This is a genomic window from Terriglobia bacterium, assembly GCA_036496425.1.
Taxonomy (GTDB): Bacteria; Acidobacteriota; Terriglobia; order 20CM-2-55-15; family 20CM-2-55-15; genus 20CM-2-55-15.
This window is the reverse complement of record DASXLG010000056.1, coordinates 1-19,955: the sequence shown is the minus strand read 5'-3', so window position 1 is coordinate 19,955 and position 19,955 is coordinate 1. Positions and strand designations below refer to the sequence as shown.

Sequence of the window (19,955 nt, the reverse complement as noted above, 5' to 3'; positions counted from 1 at the left end):
TTTGTTTTTACTGGGAAGGACCGGCATGTTTGACAACAAAAGAATTGCAGTACTCGGGGTGGGCAAGCTCGGGGAAGCGCTGATCAGCGGCATGACCGACGCGGGAATCGTGTCGAAGAAACAGTTCATCGCCACCGCGGCCCACAAGGAGCGGCTCGATGTCGTCCGGAACAAGCTCGACATCGAAACCACCCTCTCGAATACCGAAGCGGTCAGGAAAGCGCACCTCGTGCTCTTATGCGTGAAGCCTCAGACGGTGGAGGATGTCCTGCGCCAGGTTGCAGAAGAACTCACTCCGGATCATATCGTCGTTTCGGTCGCCGCGAGCGTAACGACGCGGCTCATGGAGGGAGTGATCAATAAAGCCGTTCCCGTAATCCGCACCATGCCGAACACGCCCTGCCTGGTGAAGCAAGGGATGACCGCGCTCGCTCCCGGAAAACATGCAACCGCCGAACACCTGGCGCAGGCGCGAAAGATCTTCGATGCCATCGGGCGCACCGTGATTCTCGACGAGAAACATATGGACGCGGTGACCGGCTTGAGCGCCAGCGGGCCGGCCTTCGTCTACATCATCATCGAATCGTTCGTCGAAGCCGGCGTCAAAGTGGGCCTTCCCCGCGAGGCGGCAACGCTGCTGGCCGCGCAAATGGTTCTGGGGGCCGCGACGATGGTGCTCGAGACCGGAGAACATCCCGCAAAGCTCAAAGACATCGTGACGACGCCTGCGGGCTGCACAATCGACGGCATCCTCGAACTGGAAGACGGAGGTCTGCGCGTGACGCTGATCAAGGCCATCGTCCGCGCCACGCAGCGCGCCAAAGAGCTGGTTAACGGCTGATCCATGCGCATCGTCATGGTGGCCGGCGAATGCGTTCCATTCGCCAAAGTCGGTGGCTTGGGCGATGTGCTCGGCGCCCTTCCTCCAGCGCTCGAAAAGCTCGGAGTCTCCGTCACGATCGTGATCCCGCGGCACCGCGTCATCGATCTGGCGAAGTTCGGCTTCGAGCCGCAACCTGCGCCGGGGACAGGCACCGTTCCTCTCGGTTTTGAGAACGTTCCATACGACGTTCATCGCAGCAGGCTTCCGGGATCTTCCATCGACGTTTTTCTGCTCGGCAACGACCGGTTTTTCGACCGGCCCGGGATCTACGTCGATCCCGCAACCGCCAAGGACTATCCCGACCAGGCCGACCGATGGATTTTCTTCCAGCGCGCGGTGATGGAGTTCTTTAAAGACGAGTCGCCCGCTCCGGACATCCTGCATTGCCACGATCATCAGACCGGACTGATTCCCGCGTACCTGCGCCGCTTCTATCAGTCCGGGCATTCGTTCGCGCGGACGCGGTCGGTTCTGACGATTCATAATTTGGGATATCAAGGCCTCTTCCCCCGCGAAGCGATGGGGCGCGCGGGGTTCAACGACGCCGAGTTTTATTTCGGAAGCCCGTTCGAGTTCTACGGCATGGTGAATTTCATGAAGGCCGGCATCAGCTATGCCGATCTCATCACGACGGTGAGCCCCACCTATGCGCGCGAAATTCAAAACAGCAAAGAATTCGGTTACGGCCTCGAAGGCGTGCTTCAGGAGCGCGGACAGAATCTGGTCGGCATCCTGAACGGCATCGACGAGCAGTTATGGAATCCCGCGGACGACCGGCTGCTTCCGGCGCGCTACAACAAAGATGACCTTTCCGGCAAAGCCGAAAACAAGAAAGCCTTGATCCGGAAATACGGGCTCGATGGTTCGCATCCGGACTGGCCGCTTCTGGCAATGCTCTCGCGGATCGACGTTCAGAAGGGTTTCGATCTTCTGGTCGGCGTGCTGGAACATTTTCTGGCGAAGGATCTGTACTTCGCCCTCCTCGGCAGCGGCAACAAGGAGACCGAAGGTTATCTTCGAACCATCATCGATCGATTTCCCGGAAAAGCGGGCATGCGATTCGAATTCGACAACGGCAGCGCACACCTCGTCGAAGCGGGAGCCGACATCTTCCTGATGCCGTCGAAATACGAACCGTGCGGATTGAACCAGATGTACAGCCTCCGGTACGGTACCGTACCGGTTGTCCGGCGGACCGGCGGGCTTGCGGACACCGTCACGGAATACGATCCCGCCACCCGGCTGGGAACCGGATTCGTTTTTACCGGTTACGATGCCGAGCAGTTCAAAGCGGCGATCGAGCGGGCGCTCCTGCTGTGGCCAAAGAAGAAGGAATGGAGGCGGCTGATGCGGAACGGCATGAGCCGGGACTTCAGCTGGACGGAGTCGGCCAGGAAATACGTCGAGGCGTATGAGAGAGTGATTCCCTGATTTTGGATTCAGATTCCCGTTTCCTGAAGTTCGCTGCGATGCGTTCCCTGTAAATTCCTGATTTAACACTGCCGAGCAAAGGTCTTTCTATTGCATTGGAACCCGCGTGTTCCTGAGGTTTTCCCGGGGCGCGGCTTTCGTAAGATCTCGTTCACAGGGGGTGAGAGGAGAAACGGATGGCCAATGCCCCGGGAATTTTTTTAGCCGCAGATGACGCGGATGGGCGCAGAACAAACCTTTGATGGCGCCCATCTGCGTCATCCGCGTCATCTGCGGCTAAACCTCTTATCGAGAGACTGCGATTTTGCGCACGCGGCTGGTGACGATCATCTTCTGATCGAAGTGAATTTCGAGGTTGAACCCGGTATAGACACCCCGCAGCTTCAGGAAGGAGCCCCCCAGGGAACTGCCCGCCAGCTTTGCCGGAGTAAATTCAGGAAAGAATCGGCCGCCGCGAATCAGGATGTCGCCGGTCCTGCCCGAGATCACGGTGATCTCGTAGGTGCTGTTTTCGGTATCCACCGAGAGCGCGTCCATGTCGCGCATCGTTTCCAGCTGCACGCCGCCGGTCCACGAATGGGAAGACCATGTATCGAGCAGAGCGCGAGCGGAGCAGCTTACATGGCTATCCATATGATCCTTTCTAGCACGCCTGCCTCCGCTTTCAAACTCTTTCCACCAGGATCAGCGTAATGTCGTCGGTCGGCGGCTGGCCGATCGTAAAGCTCTGAATGGTGTCAAGCAGCCTCTGTTCCAATTGCTTGGACCCTGACGAGGCTTCAGCCCGGATGATCTTCTTCACGGCCTCTTCGCCCAGCATTTCGCCGCGAACGTTTTCCGCTTCCGTCAGTCCGTCCGAATACGCCAGGAGCACGTCGCCCGGATTAAGCTGCAGGCTAGCCGACTCATAGGTGGCAAAGGGAAACGCGCCGATGATCATATTGTTCGAATGGAGTTCCTCGATCTCGCCCGCCGCAGCCCGGTATAAGTACGTCGGGTTATGGCCCGCGCTGATGTATTTGCCCTGTCCTTCGGAGTTCAGCGTGAAGGCGAACATCGTGACGAACCGGCTGGCGGAGGATTTCTCGCACAGAAACCGGTTCAGGCGGTTCAGCGCCTCGTGCACCGGCACCCTTGCGCGCAATTGCATCTGGAGGCAGCCGAGCAGCGTCGAGCTGAGCAACGACGCGGAGATTCCTTTTCCGGAGACGTCCGCCAGCACGCCGAACAATTCTCCGTTGTCGAGTTCCAGGAAGTCGTAAAAGTCGCCGCCGACATAGCGCGTCGGTTTCGAAAACGCATGGATATTCAGGTTGCGGATGCGCGGAAGCGTCTGCGGCAGCAGCGAGCGCTGCGTTTCTTCGGCGAGCGACAGTTCCTGTTCGAGCTTCTTCCGCTGCTCGATGCTTTTGATCAGTTCGACGCGTTCGAGAACATTCCCGGCCTCGAGCGCGAGCTTGCTCAGAATGCGCTGATCCAGTCCGGACAGCGAGTGCATCCTTTTCGTACTGTCGAGATACAGGATACCGAGCACGGAAGGCGTGTCGGCCTGCGACGGTATTCCCGTCAACGGCAGGCAGGCGATCGCGAGGACGTTCATTGCGACGATGCTCGCCTGTTCCTTGTACCGGTTGTCGAGCCCCTCCACCATGAAGACCGGGGCGCCCGTCTTAACGACATCGTCGACAGCGGTATGGCTGGTCTTGAAATCGGACTGCGAAAGCTTCCGCCCCTGGCCGTCCATCCCCGCCGCATAGCCGAACGAATCGCGTTCGCGAATCAGAACGAAGCCACGCTCGGCGCCGCTGATCTTGAGCGCCGATTCGAGGATTTTCTGGAAAGCCACGTCGGGTGTGAACATCTGTTCCCACTGGTACTGGAAATCGAGGATGAACGAGACCTTTTCCAGATCGGAATAGCTCGACGGCAGGACGACGCCCAGGTCCATCAGGGACTTTTCGAAAATCTGAGTCGTGTCTCTGCGCGGCCTCGGCGGCTTGGCGTTGCCGGTCAGGTAATGGAGATCGATGCGGTCTTTTCCCAGCGAGATCCTGTCGCCGTCGTTCAGCAGCTGCTGTTGTTCGAGGCGCGCTTCATTGACGAACGTCCCGTGTGTGCTTCCCATGTCCTGAATGGAATAGCCGTCGCCGGCCTTGACCAGTTTGGCGTGGTGCCGCGACACATGCTGATTGCTGAGCACAACATCGACGTCGCCTTTACGGCCGATCAGAATTTCAGGGGCGGAAAGCGGAAGGACGTTTTCCTGTCCGTCCGGTCCGAGCCAATAGAGTCGGGGTGTCGTCATCGTTTCGCCGTGACCTGTCCGTCGAGATACTAGTACAATTCCCCGCATGTTGATAAGCAAAGAGAAACGTAACCACAAGAAGCACAGAAAACTGATGTGCCTTTTAAGCTTCCTGTGGTTCCTTCCCCTTATTCCCCTTCTTGTCCGGGCCGCCATTCCCGTTCCGGAAGCTGCCGAGGACCGTGGCGCGATGGGATTGTCCCAATCGCTGAAGCGCCTCGACATCGTTGCGAGCGTTCTCCATACCGGCGCCCATCCCGATGACGAAAACAGCGCGCTGCTGGCATGGCTCGCGCGAGGCGAAGGAACGCGCACCGCTTATCTTTCGGCGACGCGTGGTGAAGGCGGAGTGAATCTTCTCGGCCCTGAGTTGTTCGAGAACCTTGGCGTTATCCGCACCGAGGAGCTTTACGGCGCGCGCCGTCTCGATCATGCGCAGCAGTTTTTCACGCCGAATTACGAGTTCGGTTTCTCGAAGAGCGCGGAAGACACCTTTACCAAATGGCCACATGATCAGGTGCTCGGCGATTTTGTCCGCGTCATCCGTTACTTCAAGCCGGAAATCATCATCTCGCGCTTCACGGGCACGCCGCGGGACGGCCACGGCCATCACCAGGTTGCCGGAATCGTCACTCAGGAAGCCTTTAAGGTTGCTGCCGATCCCACCCGCTTTCCGGAATACGGCAAACCATGGCAGGCGAAGAAGCTTTACCTGAACGGGATGGGCAACGATCCGATGGGAATTTCCATCAACGTCGGGGAGTACGACACGGATCTCGGCCGTACCTATAACCAGATCGCATCCGAAGGCCGCAGCCTGCATCGTTCGCAGGCTCAGGGCAGCGCTCAAGATCCCGGCCCCCGCCAGACGCGGCTGCAGCTCGTCCAGAAAGCCGTCAATGTGGCCGACGATGCGCCGCTGTTTTCGGGCGTTCTCTACAAGCTGCCCGATCTCGCGCAGCTTGATCCCGGGCTCGGAGCGAGCCTGAACGATGTCGAGCAACGCATCACCGCGATACGACAGAAAGTGAACCTGACGCATCCATCCGATATCGCACCGGATCTCGCAGCCGCGTTGAAAATTCTCCAGCAGGCGAAAGCGAAGACCTCCAACGAACATGCTCAATTCCTGCTGCAGCAGAAGGAAGACGACTTCCAGGATGCCTTGCGGCTTGCTTCCGGTCTGATCGTGGACGTTCTCGCGTCAGATGACACGGTCGTGCCCGGCCAGGAATTCAATCTCACCGTCAGCGTTATTAATGGCGGCCCGTTCAATTTCACGGGAGCGCGGGCCACCACGGATTTGCCGGCAGGCTGGACGATCACTCCGGACGGAACGACGGGCTCATTGAACGCGGGCCAGCGCCTCGATCAAAAATATAAGGTGAAGGCCGCGGCTACCGCCGATTTCACTCAACCCTACTGGCTCCGCCAGCCGCGGCGCGGCGATCGCTTTGTATGGCCGGATGTTCCGGCCGGAACCTTGCCGCTGGATACGATGCTGCTGCCGACCCGTGTGGAAACCGACTACCAGGGCATCTCGCTCGTCATGAAAAAACCGGCCGAGTTCCGCCGCGTCGACCGGATGTTCGGCGAACAGCGCACGGCAGTGAAAGTGGTGCCGGCATTGTCCGTCGGCGTTTCGCCCGAGATCGCGATTGTTGCGCTCAAGGGAAACCGCAGGAAGGAATTCACCGTCAATGTCGAAAACCAAAACCCGTCTGCGATCAGCGGTGATGTGAGCCTGATCCTTCCTGCCGGCTGGACGGCCTCCCCGGCAACACTGCCCGTCAGCTTCACGCAGCAGGGTGAAAAGGCCGCGCTGGTGTTTACTGTTTCGGTTCCGGCAACCGCGGGCGATTTCAGCCTGAAAGCCGTATTGAAGGCAGGGAATCAGGAGTTCCGGAGCGGCTACACCACCATCGCGTATCCGCACATCGAGACACGCTATGTGTACTCGCCCGCGGAGTCGAAAGTCGAAGTGGTCGACGTTGCCACAACTGTGACCAATCTCGGGTACGTCGAAGGTACGGGGGATACCATTCCGGATGCGCTGCGGCAGCTCGGAATCAATGTCACCCTGCTCTCACCGAAGGATATCGCGACGGCGGACCTTTCGAAATTTCCCACGATCGTCCTCGGCGTTCGTGCCTATGCCGTCCGCGACGACCTCCGCGCCTATAACAAACGATTGATGGATTATGTCTCCAATGGCGGGACGCTCGTCGTTCAATACAACCGCTCGAACGAAGTCGGCAACGTGCAGATTGCGCCTTATCCGATAACGATGGCGAACGTGAACCAGAACAACCAGGAGCGGGTCACTCACGAGGAAGCGCCGGTCAAGATTCTCGCTCCGGCCAATCCGCTGGTGAACGTGCCGAACAAGATCACCGAAAAGGACTTCGACGGCTGGGTGGACGAACGCGGCACATTCTTTCTACGCAGTTGGGACCCGAAGTACACCGCCGTCCTCGAAAGTAACGATCCCGGCGAGCCCGGCCGCGATGGCGGTCTCGTCGTCGGGAAATACGGGAAGGGCACGTATGTGTATACAGGCTATTCATTTTTCAGGGAATTACCGGCTGGCGTGAAGGGCGCCTACCGATTATTCGCGAATCTCGTCAGCGTGGAAAACTAAATGCTGACTTGAAATCGAGCATCGGTGGCGGCGCAGAGCACGTGCTCCGATTTTTTCGTACCGGTGGTAAACTGCTGTCATGTCAAAGCGGCGTTTCTGGGTTTTTTCCGCCATTCTCTGTCTGGGCGCGTCCCTGCCCGCAGTGGCGCAGGTCTCCCATGACGCGCGGCTTGGCATCATCCGCACGGTCCTGGCGGATCAGGTGGCTGCCCGCGTCGGCCTGCCTTTCGGAAGCGAGGGTGTGGAGCTATCCGACACCGGCCAGATCAACCAGGAAAAGCTGACGAAGGAAATTCAGAAAAACGGCCAGTCCGTCGAAGCCGGCAAGGTCATCACAATTACGGACATTACTTTCGAAGACAAAGAAATCATCGTGGTGCTCGACGGCGGCGGCAAGAACAAGAAAAACATCCTCGACCGGATTCAGATCGGCGTCGGAACCGATAGTACCGGCACCGTCCCTGTCCGCGACGACAGGCTCCTTCAAGCGAAAGGCTCGAAGGTTGTACTGAAATTCGCGAAGAAAGCGCCTGCCGACCTCACCCCCGAACAGTTTCGCCAGTTGCTCGATCCGGTTCTCGATTTCAACAAACAGAATGTTGCGAAGTCGGGAATCGCTGCGCTTCCGCCGGAGTTTCAGGAAGCGGTGAAAGCCAAGGAAGCGAAGATCGGCATGGACCGCGGCACCGTCATCATGGCGATGGGACGCCCGGACAATAAGTTCACCGATCCTGCCAAGCCGTCCGAAGAGCAATGGATGTATGTCCTGCGCGGGTTGCGGCGGGTGTTTGTGACGTTCGAAAATAACATCGTCGTTCAGGTCAAGCTGTTCCAGCCCCAGTGAAAAAGCGCGTTCTCGAATATTGGGCGCCGATGGTGGTCTGGCTCATCGTGATTTTCGTCTTTTCCACCGACGCGTTCTCCAGCAGTGAGACTTCGCGCTTGATCCTTCCGATCCTGACGTTCTTCTTTCCGGGCCTGTCCCCGCAGCAACTCACGGTGTGGCACGACGTTATCCGGAAACTGGGGCACATCACCGAATATTTCATCCTGGCGATCTTCACCTATCGCAGCATTCGCCGTGACCAGCCGGATCTGGCCCAGGCCAAGCTGAAAACGATTATGTTTATCGTGCTCGCGGCCTCGCTGGACGAAATCCACCAACGGTTCACCGCATTCCGTACGCCGTCGCCGGTCGATGTAGGCTACGATTGTCTGGGGGCCGTCTGGGCCCTCTGGCTGATCACTACCTATGAAACCTGGCGTCTACGTTCATATTCCGTTCTGTGAGCAACGTTGCTATTACTGCGCATTCACCGTGGCCGTTTCCGGTCCGGATACCTATGAACCGTATGTCTCGCGGCTGATTCGCGAGATCCAGCTTTCCGGTTACGCTGAACGCCCGGAGACCATCTTCCTCGGCGGCGGGACGCCTTCGATCGTCGACGGAAACCTTATCGAAAGAGTTCTCGCCGCCATCCCGCACGACGCTTCGGAAATCAGTCTTGAAGCAAATCCCGGTACTTTGACCGCCGGGAAACTCTCGGCATACCGCAGCGCCGGAGTCAATCGCATCAGCCTGGGCGCGCAGTCGTTCAACGATGCGGATCTGAAAAACGCCGGCCGCATCCATAGCGCTGCCGACGTGGTTCACGATATCGAGCTGCTGCGGAAGTCCGGATTCGACAATGTGAACGTCGATCTCATCGCCGGGTTGCAGGATCAGCAGCTGGACATCTGGAAAACGAACCTGGACCAGATCGAGCGATTCCTGCCGGAGCATGTATCGATCTACATGCTCGACGTGGAAGAGCGCAGCGCGTGGGGCAAAGACCGGTCATCGCTTCCCGACGAGGATGTGTTTGCGGCGTTCTATCTGGAAGCGGCGGAGCGGCTGGAGCGCGCCGGATACGTGCATTACGAGATCTCGAACTGGGCGCGCCCCGGTTTCGAATGCCGCCACAATTTGAAATACTGGACGGGCGCGCCGTATCGTGGTTTCGGCGTCGGCGCACATTCGTTTTCGCGGACGCGCCGATTCTGGAATACCGTGTCCTTGAAGGAATATGCCGACGCGATCGATGCGGGCAAGCTTCCGATTTCAGGCGGAGAGGATCTGACGCGCGAAGTACGCATTGAGGAAGCCTTTATGATCGGATTGCGGCGGACCTGCGGGTTTGATATCTGGGAGGTTGCCGAAGAGCTTGAAATCCACTTCCCGAAACAATGGTTCGACCGGGTTTGCGATCTCGAAGATGCCGGCTGGGTCCAGTTTGATGGTAAGTTTCTAAAGCTGACCCCGGCCGGATGGCTGCTGGCCACCGGCGTGACTGAGGAATTGTTATGGCCCAATCTGTTATCGACCTCCGCAGCGACACCGTAACCCGCCCGTCGCCGGAGATGCGCCGCGCAATGGCGGAGGCCGAAGTCGGCGACGATGTTTTTATCGAAGACCCCACGATTAATCGCCTCCAGGAGCGCGCCGCCGAAGTTTTCAAACGCGAAGCCGCGCTGTTCGTGCCCTCCGGCACCATGGGCAATCTGACCTGCATCGTCGCGCATACGCGCCCGGGCCAGGAGGTCATCTGCGAGGAAGCGGGACACATCTATAACTATGAGATGGCATCCATGTCGGCCATCGCCGGCGTCTTGCCGCGAGTGGTTCGGGGACAGGACGGCATTCTCGACTGGGATGCCGTCGCAACGGCGATCCGCCCGAAGATTTACTACCGGCCGCAGACGGCGCTGATCTCGCTCGAGAACACGCACAATATGGCGGGCGGAACCGTTTACCGCACCAGTCTGGTGAACGAGATTTGCGACAAGGCCCACGATGCCGGGATCCCGGTTCATCTGGACGGCGCGCGCGTGTTCAACGCCGCGGCGTATCTCGGTGAAGACGTCGCCGGGATGACGAAGAAGTTCGATTCGATTCAGTTCTGCCTGAGCAAGGGGCTGGGCGCGCCCGTGGGCTCAATGATCGTGGGCAGCCGGGAGTTCGTCGAACGCTGCCGGAGTATCCGCAAGATGCTCGGCGGAGGAATGCGCCAGGCCGGTATCCTCGCCGCCGCGGGACTGCTCGCGCTGGAGAAGGGGCCGAAACGGCTGCAGGACGATCACGATAACGCGCAGTTTCTGGCGCGCCATCTGGCGGAGATTCCGGGAATCGGATTGGATCCCGCGAAAGTCCAGACCAACATCGTGATTTTCGATTTGAAAAAGTCGGGCCGGTTGTCGGGAGATTTTCTGCTGGCGATTGTCGAGCGTGGCGTATTGGCGGTTCCGGTGGACAACGACAGGGTGCGGATGGTCACGCATCTGGATGTGAATCGTCAGGATGTGGAGACGGCGGTGAGGGTCGTGAGCGAAGTGCTTGCGCAATAACTCCCCGCCTGAGAGGATGCGGAAAAATGTTTTTCGGGCCGAGAGCTCCCCTCCTATAGCAGGAGGGGAGTCTGTCCTCCTGATTCGAGTGTCCGCAGCTATCAGGCGGGAATGATGCGAAAAGGAGTCCATACAACGTTGAGTAAAATTCGAGTCGGTGTCGTTTTTGGCGGCCGCTCGGGAGAGCATGAAATCTCACTGCGTTCGGCGGAGTCCGTGTTGCGCTCGCTGGATCCGAATAGATACGACGTCGTGCCGATCGGCATCACCCACGAAGGCAAGTGGCTCAGCCCGCGGACCGCTCTTGGATTGTTGCCCCCGAAGGAAGCCATCGAAACCACGCTGACCAAAGGCGAGCCGGCGGCGCTCAGTGCAGAGCCGAATGCCCGCGGCAGGCTCGATGTGATCTTTCCGGTCCTTCATGGAACCTACGGCGAGGATGGAACCATACAAGGTCTCTTCGATCTCTCCAACATTCCTTATGTCGGCGCCGGTGTGTTGGGCTCCGCCGTCGGCATGGACAAAGACGTGATGAAGCGCCTCCTGCGGGATGCGGGTTTGCCGGTGGGAGATTTCTGGACGATCAAGAGCGCGGGCATCGAGGCGTTCATTCAGGCGCGCTCGCACAGTCTTCCGTATCCGGTCTTCGTGAAGCCGGCGAACCTGGGATCTTCAGTCGGAATTACCAAAGCGCACGGGCCGGATGAACTCCGAGGCGCGCTCGAGACGGCGGCGGAATTCGACCGGAAAATTGTGATCGAGCAGGGTATCGACGCGAGGGAGATCGAGCTGGCGGTGCTCGGGAACGACGCGCCTATCGCTTCAGTGCCGGGAGAGATTATTCCGTCACGGGAGTTCTACGACTACGCAGCGAAGTATGCGAGTGAGGATTCGCGCTTGTTGATTCCGGCTCCGCTTTCGCCGGAGCAGGCGGAAGAAGCGAAGCGTCTCGCGATCGCGACATTCAAGACGCTGGAAGGCTCAGGCCTGGGGCGAGTGGATCTTTTCCTGGAACGCGGGACGGGGAAGTTCTTTGTGAACGAGATCAACACCATGCCCGGGTTCACGTCCATCAGCATGTATCCGAAGTTGTGGGAAGCGTCGGGGGTGCCGTATTCGGAGTTGTTGGACAGGCTCATCACGCTCGCGATCGAACGGCACGGAGAGAAGAACAAGCTGAGGACGAAGTATTAGTGCGGGGAGTTCAAAAGGAGCGCGCTGCGCGCGATAGAGACGGGGCGATTCCCCGCCTTTCCAAGGCGGGGTGGATGCGCCATCAATAAAACGGTCCCGTTCCTGAGCGGCGCAGACGGGGCGGTTGGTAACTTCCATCAACAAATCTAAGGTGCGCTTCGCGGTTCGTTGATAACCGCCCCGGCGCTACGCGCCACCCCGCCTTGGAAAGGCGGGGAATGTCGCTCACGTCAGCACGTCCCACCGCACTCCAGCCGTTCACTACTCCACGCCCGCCCCTCATCCGCACCACTGAAACGTATTCCCGTCAAACCGCAGCACTTTGCTCGCAACCTCTTTCGCAAACGGCTCGTGGTGCGTCACGACGATCTGCGTCATCCCGTCCCGGTCCAGTTCCCGCATGACATTGAACACTTCATCCACCAGTTGCGGATCCAGCTGCGACGTGGGTTCGTCGTACAGCATCACTTCCGGCTGCATCGCCAGGCTCCTCGCAATCGCCACTCTCTGCTGCTGGCCGCCGGACAGTTTCGCCGGATAGGCATCGATCTTCTGTCCCAGTCCCACGCGCTCCAGGATCTGCGTTCCCAGCGACGCAGCCGCAGCCGCGCCCATTTTCTTCACCTGCAGCGGCGCGAGCGTGACATTCTCCAGCACGGTCAGGTGAGGGAACAGGTTGAAGCTCTGAAATACCATGCCGGTCTTCAGCCGCATCTTATGCAGGATCGAGCGCTTTTCCGCCGGCAGATTCGCCGACTCGCCATCATTCCAGCGAACGCTCAAATCTCCAATCGAAACCGCTCCGCTGTCGAACATCTCGAGGAAGTTGATGCAGCGCAGAAGCGTGGATTTCCCGCAGCCGGACGCGCCCATGACGACGCTCAATTGCCCGCGCGGAAATTCCAGATAGAGATCTTTGAAAAGAGTATGGGTGCCGAACGACTTCGTTAAGGCTTCGATCTTGACCACCGGCCTGCGCTGGCACTCCTTAAAAGAATCTTGTTCTGACTGTCCTTCGTATTGAACCCGATCGCGTACGGACAGAAAATGTTGGCGCGCTTCGGCTTCGAATAATCGTCGAGGTAGTAGCCGCCGATGCGGAAGTGATAATCGTCCACCGTTCCGGAAAGCGTTCCGTCGCCGTTGTACTGCCACGCGCTCGTGCGCCGCTTGTCGTTGGCGACGATGATGAGATAGAGCGTGTGGGGAACCATGTCGACCACGTCCTGCGTGCTCAGATTGCCGACGCCCTTCAGATCACCCCATCCCGTATGCGAATGAAAATCGCCGATCAGAGAAACATGCGGCAGATTCGCCAGAAACTTCTCCATGCGCCGCGACGCGCGTCCATTCTTCTCGACGCTGGTGTGACGGCGATGCGCGGTCTGATAGGAAACCGCGTGCTCAACGATGTAGATGTTGCCGCTGTCCCGGTAACCGATCAGCAGGCCAAAACATTCCTTCTTGTACACTTCGATCGCAGAGATCAGCAGCGCCCAGAAGGCGTTCGATGAGATGTAAGCTTCCATGTGGTTTTGCGGCCCGCACCCGCGTCTGCAGGGGGGATTCTAGCCGAAATCCGGGCAAAAAATAAGGGCCGCATTTCTGCGGCCCTATTTTAAATCTCGGTCTTCGCGCCTAGTTTTCTTTCAGTTACTTCTTCTTTGTGGCTTTCTTTTTCTTTGCTGGAGCTTTCTTCATAACCTTTTTCTCCTAATTGAATTTTGTTTTGGCCTCACAACCTATTGAGGCCGCAACTAACTATAGGCCCTAGTATTGTGGCGAAACTTTTCCCTGTCAAGGATAAATTTAAGGAAAAAAAGGGGGTTAACCGGAAAGGCGAGAGGAATCTTATTGGAGATTCGAAATTGGCAGGTCGAAATTGGAAATTGTAAAATCCCATCTCCAATCTCGAACCTCGAATCTCGAATCTCCAATCGAGGTTTCTTTTAGGGAAATGCGTAGTAACCTTTTCGATAAAGGGTCTTGACTTTTGCTTCGGCGACCTGAACCTTGATTTCCCGGAATACCGGTCCCGGCCCGTGGACGCCGTTATTGGAGATGTATCCGATGACGTACTGGTTGCGGGCCTCGGAGGTCGCGTCCATATACGACCGTTCCAGGTGTTGCGTCGACTTCACAAAGTAAGTGTCACCGCCGGTCACCTTGGCGTAATCCTCCAGAACCGAAAGTTTGCTGTAGGGAAACGGTTGATCCAGCGCGACGGCATACACCTGAATGCCGCGCTCGAGCAGTATGTTTTTGGCGTCCTCGTAGGAATGGCTGTCGCCGGCTGCGATGCCGTCGGATACGAGCAGGATCATCTTCCGCCGGCTGCGCGCGCGTTTACCGAGATCGGCGGCGGCGGTGAAGACGGCATCGTGCAGGACCTTGTCGACCTTGACGGGCGAATTCACCGCGGGCCCCGCCAGTGACGGCGGGAGAACAGGGGCGCCGTTGATGATGGGTCCCGGATTTGAAAACGGACCGCGCCAGCTCGGAGCTGTTCCGGCGTTCTCATCCGGTTTCAGTTCGCGCAGCTTTTTCATCGCGGTTTCGACCGTGTCCTGGTTATCGGTGAAGTCCAGATCCTTGGTGACGTATTTGTCGTAGTGGTAGACCGCAACTTCGTCCTGGTTCGCGAAAGCGCCGGACATGGCGCCGAATGATTGCTGCACTTTCGTGAGGGAGTCGGCGCTGAGTCCTGTATCGACGATCACCGCCGCCGACAACGGTACGGGATCGTTCGTGAAGTTCGAGATGGTCTGCCGCCTGCCGTCTTCGTAAATGATGAAGTCTTTCTGTCTCAGGCTGCCCAGGAGCCTGTCGCCCGGCGCCTTCACCGTGACAGGCACGACGACCAGGTCGATCTTCGCGCGAATTCTGAACTGGGAATCGTCTTGAGCAATCGCTGCGACAGCAAACAGCAGCACTGCGAGGAAACCAAGCTTAATGGAGATCCGTGCTTTTCGCCGCATAGTAGCCCTTTCTCGCTTTGACCGTATATCCGGAGCCCCGCGCGATAACTTTGATCTGGCGGTATTTTCCGTCTTTCGCGGTGTTCGTCGAAACGTAACCCAGGCTGTACTGGCTTCGGAGTTCCTCTGCGATTTGATCGAAAATTTTCTGGAAACTGTTTTCGCGGTTGAGAGAGAACGTGGTGCCGCCCGTCTCTTCGGAGAATTTTTTCAGCGTTCCGATGTCGCCACCGCCGCCGAACACGACGCCGCCCGGACGCCTCCCGGTCGGCCCGGAGAAGAATGAACCGGAAGCCGCGTTGTATATTCCGTAGATCACGGCGTCGCTGCGTTGCGCCGCGCTGAGAGCTTCGGTAATCCGCACTTTGCTCGTTGTGTCCTCTCCGTCACTGATGATGATGGCCGCCTTCCGGCCGGCTTCTTCAGCCAGCTTTTCTTTACACGCCAGGTAAACCGCGTCGTAGATCGAGGTGCCGCCGCCGGTCTCCAATCCATCGATGGCGCGTATCAGGTCTCCCGCGTTATCCGTGTAGTCCTCGACCAGCGTCACTTCACGACTGAAACCCATCACGAGAGCGAGATCCTTGGCTCGCAGGATCGACTGGAGAAAAGAGTCCGCCGTTCTTTTTTCTTCGGCGAACACCGGCTGAACACTGGGGCTCGTATCGATCAGCATCGCCAGCGTCAGCGGCAGCTCGTTTTCGCGGGCAAAATTCCGCAACTCCTGCCGGCGTCCGTCTTCCTCGATGAGAAAGTCCTCTTTCTTCAGGTCGGGCACAAAGCGCCCGTGCCGGTCTGTGACTGAAACCTGGACGTTGACCAGCTGGACCTCGACTTTAAGGGTGTCCTGGTCCTGTTGGCGTGCAACCAGTATCCCGGTGGTCAACAACAGAATGGAGAGCAAGATCAGGACCAAGGTGGGCTTCATGATGCCCATGTTATCATGCCCATTTACGAGCTTTAGACGGCTCTTCAGCACAAGTAGATGTTAAAACTGACAAACACTCTTACCGGCACGCCAGAGACCTTTAATCCTCAGGACAATTCGACCGTGCACATGTATGCCTGTGGTCCAACGGTGTACAACTTTGTCCATATAGGGAACCTGAGGACATATGTATTTGAAGACGTTCTGAGGCGGCATCTTTCAAGTAAATGGAAGATAAAGCACGTGATGAACATCACGGACATCGACGACAAGATCATCAACCGGTCGATCGAAACCGGCAAGGACATCAAGACGTACACCGCCCCGTTTACCGAGGCCTTTTTCGAGGATTGCGCGAAGCTTCGCATCCAGCGGCCGGAAGTCGTCGCTGCGGCAACCGAACACATTCCCGAGATGATCGAGATCGTGGATCGACTGCTCCAGAGCGGCTTCGCGTATCGGGAAGGCGACTCGATTTACTATCGCATCTCGCGCTTCGCCGATTACGGCCGCCTGTCGCGCCTGGATAAAAGGGAACTGAAGGCCGGCGCCCGCATCGACGCCGACGAATACGAAAAAGAACAGCCGCGCGATTTCGTTCTCTGGAAAGCTCCGAAGGATCCCAAGGAGCCGCGCTGGCAGACGCCGTTCGGCGAGGGCCGGCCGGGCTGGCATCTGGAATGTTCGGCGATGGCGATGAAATATCTGGGCAACACGCTCGATATTCATTGCGGCGCGGTGGATCTGATCTTCCCGCATCATGAAAACGAAATCGCCCAGAGCGAGGCCGTTTCGGGTCACCCGTTCGTGCGTTTCTGGGTTCACGGCGAGCACCTCTTGGTGGACGGCGAGAAGATGGCGAAGTCGAAAGGCAACTTCTTTACGCTGCGGGACCTGATGGAAAAGGGCTACGATCCGCTTTCGATCCGGTATCTGCTGGTTTCCGTCCGCTACCGCAAACAGCTGAATTTCACTTTCGACGGTCTAAAAGAAGCGAAGGCGGCCTTGGACCGGATCAAGGAGTTTGTCTTCCGCCTGGGCAGCGCCGCTCTGAAGCCCGGCCGGAACGACAAAATCGCGGCCGCGGCCGCTGCGGCGCGCGAGGCTTTCGAAGCCGCCCTCGATGACGATCTGAACACGTCGGGTGCACTGGGCGCCCTGTTTATCCTGATCGGCGAATGCAACGTCGCTCTGGCAGCCGGCGAATTGCAGGAGGACAACCGGGCAGAGATCCAGGATTGGTTGAAAATTGTCGATGAACGGCTGGCGATAGTCCCGCCAATGGAACATCTCGTGCAGGAAGAAGACGCCGGAGAGGTTCGAGCTATCGAGGAACTTGTCCGGCAGCGCAACGAGGCCCGGCGGAATCGGGACTTTGCCCTGTCCGACAAGATCCGTCAGGAACTGCTCGATCGCGACGTATTGATTGAAGATACGCGGGAAGGCACCAGATGGAGACGCAAGTAATCAGCGATAAACTTCCGAGAATCATTACCGAATTGCCGGGCCCCAAAGCACGTGCCATTATTGAGCACGACCGGCAATATATCTCTCCGTCGTACACGCGTTCCTACCCGTTGGTCGCGAAGAGCGGTTCGGGCGCGATCGTCACGGACGTCGACGGCAACCGGTTTCTCGATTTCAGCGCCGGCATCGCCGTCTGTTCCACCGGCCATTGCCATCCCGACGTCGTCCGCGCGATTCAAAAGCAGGCCGCCGAACTCATCCACATGTCCGGCACCGACTTCTATTACGAGCAGATGCCGCAGCTGGCGGAGAAACTCGAATCGCTGATGCCGGACGGCAAAGCCTGGCGCTGCTTCTTTGGAAATTCGGGAACCGAAGCGATCGAAGCCGCCATGAAGCTCGCGCGCTATGCTACCGGACGCTGGCAATTCATCGCGTTCCAGTCATCGTTTCACGGCCGCACGATGGGTTCGCTCTCGCTGACCTCATCCAAGCCCGTGCAGCGCCGGCGATTCGGTCCGCTGGTTCCGGGCGTGACCCACGCTCCGTATGGAAACGCGGACTACATCGAAAACGTCCTCTTCAAGACGACCGTGAATCCCGGCGAGGTGGCCGCCATCGTGGTGGAGTCGATTCAGGGCGAAGGGGGATACATTGTTCCGCCCCCCGAGTTTCTGCCGCGCCTCGAGGAAATTGCGCGGAAGCACGGCATTCTGCTGATCTGCGACGAAGTGCAGTCGGGCATGGGCCGCACGGGAAAGATGTTCGCCTATGAGCATTTCGACTTTCATCCGGATATCGTCGCGATCGCCAAGGGCATCGCGTCGGGAATGCCGCTCGGCGTCACGATCGCGCATTCGGACATCATGACGTGGGAGCCCGGAGCTCACGCTTCGACATTCGGCGGAAATCCGGTATGCCTGGCCGCTGCGCTGGAAACCGTCCGCTTGCTTCAGACCCAATATGTCGCGAATGCGGCGAAAACCGGACAATTTCTGCAGGCCAGGCTCGAGAAGCTGAAGGCCAGACACTCCGTGATCCTGGACGTTCGCGGCCGCGGTCTCATGATCGGTGTCCAGATGATAAATCCGGAAATCCGCGACAATGTCATTCAGGAATGCTTCCGCCGCGGTCTTCTGATCCTCGGCGCCGGGCCGTCGACGCTCCGTCTTTCGCCCCCACTCCTCATCGACGAAGAACAAGCCGGCGCCGCGGTCGAGATAATCGAGAGCGCTCTCCCCACGTAGGGGAAGAAACCACAAAAGGCACAAGAAGCGCATGTGCCTTTTGTGCTTCTTGTGGTTTCTTCTTAGGTTTTATGCCTTTTCCACTCCTCCTGCACCGTCTACTGACATTCGGCCGCCGCTCCGAAATTCTCGCGATCGATCACCTCCGTTCGCTCGGCTACCGGATCGTGACCTCTCCCTACCGCACAAAAGCCGGCGAAGTGGACGTTATTGCCTGGGAGGGCAACATCCTCGCATTTATCGAGGTAAAGGCCCGGAAGAACGAAGACCCTCCCGAAGACTCCGTCGGGGTACAGAAGCAACAGCGCGTGATCCGCGCCGCGAATGCTTACATCAGCCGCTATCGCCTCCACGATAAACCCTGCAGATTCGATATTTTGGCGGTAACAGCGATTCCCGGTCGAAAGCCCGAATTCCGTCTTCTTCGAGATGCGTTTCACTCCTGATCCGGAGCGCTACAATAAAATAAAGGAGGTAATGTAATGGCTCGTGAACGTTCGAAAGATCAGGAAGGATCCCAGTCTGTGGAAAAGCGCCAGGGAGGGCAGACCGTTCGTCAGCAGCCGTGGCCGGCACTCGGCCCGTTCAGCATGATGAGGCGTTTTGCGGATGAGATGGATCGGATGGTCGAAGGCTTCGGCTTTCCCGCCTGGGGAAAGTTTACGCCCTCGATGCGACTCGAGACGTTCTCGCCGCAGGTCGATATTTTTGAACGCGAGGGTAAGCTCGTTCTTCGTGCAGATATGCCGGGAATGACTAAGGACGACGTCAAAGTGGAAATTACAGACGACGCCGTCGTCATCGACGGCGAGCGGAAATACGAACACGAAGAAGACGAACACGGCATCTATCGCTCGGAACGCAGCTACGGACAGTTCCATCGGGAAATCCCGCTGCCGGAAGGCGTCAAAAGTGAAAATGCGACCGCAAACTTCAAGAACGGTGTTCTCGAAGTGACGGTCGATGCTCCTGCACAATCCAAGAACCGGCGAAAGATCGAAATCAAGGGCGAAGGCCCCACCACCACTACTACTACCGGCAAATCCGGCCAGGAAGCCGCGTAACGGATTGAAAATTCAGCCCGCCCGCGGTCCTTAGATCGAACCCGCGGGCGGGTTCCGCAAAGGAACTCCTTTTTCGTTTTCGGGGAATGAATCTCGATTTGGGAAAGAGAATCTGGAAATAGGAGAAAGAATCTGGAGATAGGCATTCCTTTTTCGTTTTCGGAGAATGAATCTCGATTTGGGAAAGAAAATCTGGAGATAGGGAGAAAGAATCTGGAGATAGGAATTCCTTTTTCGTTTTCGGAGGATAAATCTCGATTTGGGAAAGAAAATCTGGAAATAGGAGAAAGAATCTGGAGATAGGAACTCCTTTTTCATTTTCGGAGAATAAATCCCCGTTTTGGGAAAGAAAATCTGGAAATAGGAGAAAGAATCTGGAGATAGGAATTCCTTTTTCGTTTTCGGAGAATAGATCTCGTTTTGGGAAAGAAAA

At 57.8% G+C, this 19,955-nt stretch carries 18 protein-coding genes; 12 read left to right on the top strand and 6 right to left on the bottom strand.

What is annotated here, in order from left to right; genetic code table 11:
* The first annotated feature begins 25 nt into the window (after window positions 1-25).
* Window positions 26-841, top strand: coding sequence for a pyrroline-5-carboxylate reductase (gene proC / locus VGK48_03745; GenBank protein ID HEY2380277.1), 816 nt, complete (start codon window positions 26-28; stop codon window positions 839-841).
* Between the two features lie 3 nt (window positions 842-844).
* Window positions 845-2,314: a glycogen synthase GlgA gene (glgA, locus tag VGK48_03740; protein HEY2380276.1), complete on the top strand. Its 1,470-nt coding sequence runs from the start codon at window positions 845-847 to the stop codon at window positions 2,312-2,314.
* Window positions 2,315-2,599: 285 nt separating this feature from the next.
* On the opposite strand, the gene VGK48_03735 is transcribed toward glgA, so the two are convergent.
* Together VGK48_03735 and VGK48_03730 are read right to left on the bottom strand one after the other, a co-directional pair.
* The gene (locus VGK48_03735) at window positions 2,600-2,947 is read right to left on the bottom strand and encodes a hypothetical protein (GenBank protein ID HEY2380275.1); all 348 of its coding nucleotides are present in this window, start codon (window positions 2,945-2,947) and stop codon (window positions 2,600-2,602) included.
* Between the two features lie 31 nt (window positions 2,948-2,978).
* A complete protein-coding gene (locus tag VGK48_03730) occupies window positions 2,979-4,619 on the bottom strand; it encodes a SpoIIE family protein phosphatase (protein HEY2380274.1) in 1,641 nt (546 codons plus the stop codon).
* Between the two features lie 46 nt (window positions 4,620-4,665).
* Between VGK48_03730 and VGK48_03725 the strand changes: the two genes are divergently transcribed.
* The 6 genes from VGK48_03725 (at window position 4,666) to VGK48_03700 (ending at window position 11,838) form a co-directional block, all read left to right on the top strand.
* Window positions 4,666-7,260 (top strand): NEW3 domain-containing protein, encoded by a 2,595-nt coding sequence (locus VGK48_03725; GenBank protein ID HEY2380273.1) that lies wholly within the window; start codon window positions 4,666-4,668, stop codon window positions 7,258-7,260.
* A gap of 79 nt (window positions 7,261-7,339) precedes the next feature.
* Window positions 7,340-8,104 carry a hypothetical protein gene (locus VGK48_03720; GenBank protein ID HEY2380272.1) on the top strand — a complete coding sequence of 255 codons (765 nt, stop codon included), beginning with the start codon at window positions 7,340-7,342 and terminating at the stop codon, window positions 8,102-8,104.
* Entirely contained in the window at window positions 8,101-8,550 is a 450-nt protein-coding gene (locus tag VGK48_03715; protein HEY2380271.1) for a VanZ family protein, read from the top strand. Before VGK48_03720 ends, VGK48_03715 begins: the two co-directional genes overlap by 4 nt.
* On the top strand, window positions 8,513-9,643 hold the full coding sequence (gene hemW / locus VGK48_03710; protein HEY2380270.1) for a radical SAM family heme chaperone HemW: 1,131 nt from the start codon (window positions 8,513-8,515) through the stop codon (window positions 9,641-9,643). The genes VGK48_03715 and hemW overlap by 38 nt, the downstream gene beginning before the upstream one ends.
* Window positions 9,604-10,644, top strand: coding sequence for a GntG family PLP-dependent aldolase (locus VGK48_03705; GenBank protein HEY2380269.1), 1,041 nt, complete (start codon window positions 9,604-9,606; stop codon window positions 10,642-10,644). Before hemW ends, VGK48_03705 begins: the two co-directional genes overlap by 40 nt.
* A 138-nt stretch (window positions 10,645-10,782) precedes the next feature.
* A complete protein-coding gene (locus VGK48_03700) occupies window positions 10,783-11,838 on the top strand; it encodes a D-alanine--D-alanine ligase family protein (protein ID HEY2380268.1) in 1,056 nt (351 codons plus the stop codon).
* Window positions 11,839-12,117: 279 nt separating this feature from the next.
* On the opposite strand, the gene VGK48_03695 is transcribed toward VGK48_03700, so the two are convergent.
* The 4 genes from VGK48_03695 to VGK48_03680 form a co-directional block, all read right to left on the bottom strand.
* Window positions 12,118-12,807, bottom strand: coding sequence for an amino acid ABC transporter ATP-binding protein (locus VGK48_03695; GenBank protein ID HEY2380267.1), 690 nt, complete (start codon window positions 12,805-12,807; stop codon window positions 12,118-12,120).
* Window positions 12,786-13,367 carry a Mov34/MPN/PAD-1 family protein gene (locus VGK48_03690; GenBank protein ID HEY2380266.1) on the bottom strand — a complete coding sequence of 194 codons (582 nt, stop codon included), beginning with the start codon at window positions 13,365-13,367 and terminating at the stop codon, window positions 12,786-12,788. The genes VGK48_03695 and VGK48_03690 overlap by 22 nt, the downstream gene beginning before the upstream one ends.
* Window positions 13,368-13,787: 420 nt before the next feature.
* Window positions 13,788-14,816, bottom strand: a complete 1,029-nt coding sequence (locus VGK48_03685) for a VWA domain-containing protein (GenBank protein HEY2380265.1) — start codon at window positions 14,814-14,816, stop codon at window positions 13,788-13,790.
* Window positions 14,788-15,744, bottom strand: a complete 957-nt coding sequence (locus VGK48_03680) for a VWA domain-containing protein (GenBank protein HEY2380264.1) — start codon at window positions 15,742-15,744, stop codon at window positions 14,788-14,790. The genes VGK48_03685 and VGK48_03680 overlap by 29 nt, the downstream gene beginning before the upstream one ends.
* Before the next feature lie 57 nt (window positions 15,745-15,801).
* Here VGK48_03680 and cysS point away from each other — a divergent pair, with 57 nt between their 5' ends.
* From cysS to VGK48_03660, 4 genes are all read left to right on the top strand, one after another.
* Window positions 15,802-17,211, top strand: coding sequence for a cysteine--tRNA ligase (cysS, locus tag VGK48_03675; protein HEY2380263.1), 1,410 nt, complete (start codon window positions 15,802-15,804; stop codon window positions 17,209-17,211).
* Window positions 17,196-18,458 (top strand): acetyl ornithine aminotransferase family protein, encoded by a 1,263-nt coding sequence (locus VGK48_03670; GenBank protein HEY2380262.1) that lies wholly within the window; start codon window positions 17,196-17,198, stop codon window positions 18,456-18,458. The genes cysS and VGK48_03670 overlap by 16 nt, the downstream gene beginning before the upstream one ends.
* Before the next feature lie 71 nt (window positions 18,459-18,529).
* Entirely contained in the window at window positions 18,530-18,904 is a 375-nt protein-coding gene (locus VGK48_03665; GenBank protein HEY2380261.1) for a YraN family protein, read from the top strand.
* A gap of 36 nt (window positions 18,905-18,940) precedes the next feature.
* Window positions 18,941-19,522, top strand: a complete 582-nt coding sequence (locus VGK48_03660; GenBank protein HEY2380260.1) for an Hsp20/alpha crystallin family protein — start codon at window positions 18,941-18,943, stop codon at window positions 19,520-19,522.
* The last annotated feature ends 433 nt before the right edge of the window (window positions 19,523-19,955 follow it).

Excerpts from the sequence above, each read along its gene's own strand:
- proC (HEY2380277.1), top strand. The coding sequence starts at position 26 with ATGTTTGACAACAAAAGAATTGCAGTACTCGGGGTGGGCAAGCTCGGG.
- glgA (HEY2380276.1), top strand. The coding sequence starts at position 845 with ATGCGCATCGTCATGGTGGCCGGCGAATGCGTTCCATTCGCCAAAGTC.
- VGK48_03735 (HEY2380275.1), bottom strand. The coding sequence starts at position 2,947 with ATGGATAGCCATGTAAGCTGCTCCGCTCGCGCTCTGCTCGATACATGG.
- VGK48_03730 (HEY2380274.1), bottom strand. The coding sequence starts at position 4,619 with ATGACGACACCCCGACTCTATTGGCTCGGACCGGACGGACAGGAAAAC.
- VGK48_03725 (HEY2380273.1), top strand. The coding sequence starts at position 4,666 with ATGTTGATAAGCAAAGAGAAACGTAACCACAAGAAGCACAGAAAACTG.
- VGK48_03720 (HEY2380272.1), top strand. The coding sequence starts at position 7,340 with ATGTCAAAGCGGCGTTTCTGGGTTTTTTCCGCCATTCTCTGTCTGGGC.
- hemW (HEY2380270.1), top strand. The coding sequence starts at position 8,513 with ATGAAACCTGGCGTCTACGTTCATATTCCGTTCTGTGAGCAACGTTGC.
- VGK48_03705 (HEY2380269.1), top strand. The coding sequence starts at position 9,604 with ATGGCCCAATCTGTTATCGACCTCCGCAGCGACACCGTAACCCGCCCG.
- VGK48_03690 (HEY2380266.1), bottom strand. The coding sequence starts at position 13,367 with ATGGAAGCTTACATCTCATCGAACGCCTTCTGGGCGCTGCTGATCTCT.
- VGK48_03685 (HEY2380265.1), bottom strand. The coding sequence starts at position 14,816 with ATGCGGCGAAAAGCACGGATCTCCATTAAGCTTGGTTTCCTCGCAGTG.
- VGK48_03680 (HEY2380264.1), bottom strand. The coding sequence starts at position 15,744 with ATGAAGCCCACCTTGGTCCTGATCTTGCTCTCCATTCTGTTGTTGACC.
- cysS (HEY2380263.1), top strand. The coding sequence starts at position 15,802 with ATGTTAAAACTGACAAACACTCTTACCGGCACGCCAGAGACCTTTAAT.
- VGK48_03670 (HEY2380262.1), top strand. The coding sequence starts at position 17,196 with ATGGAGACGCAAGTAATCAGCGATAAACTTCCGAGAATCATTACCGAA.
- VGK48_03665 (HEY2380261.1), top strand. The coding sequence starts at position 18,530 with ATGCCTTTTCCACTCCTCCTGCACCGTCTACTGACATTCGGCCGCCGC.
- VGK48_03660 (HEY2380260.1), top strand. The coding sequence starts at position 18,941 with ATGGCTCGTGAACGTTCGAAAGATCAGGAAGGATCCCAGTCTGTGGAA.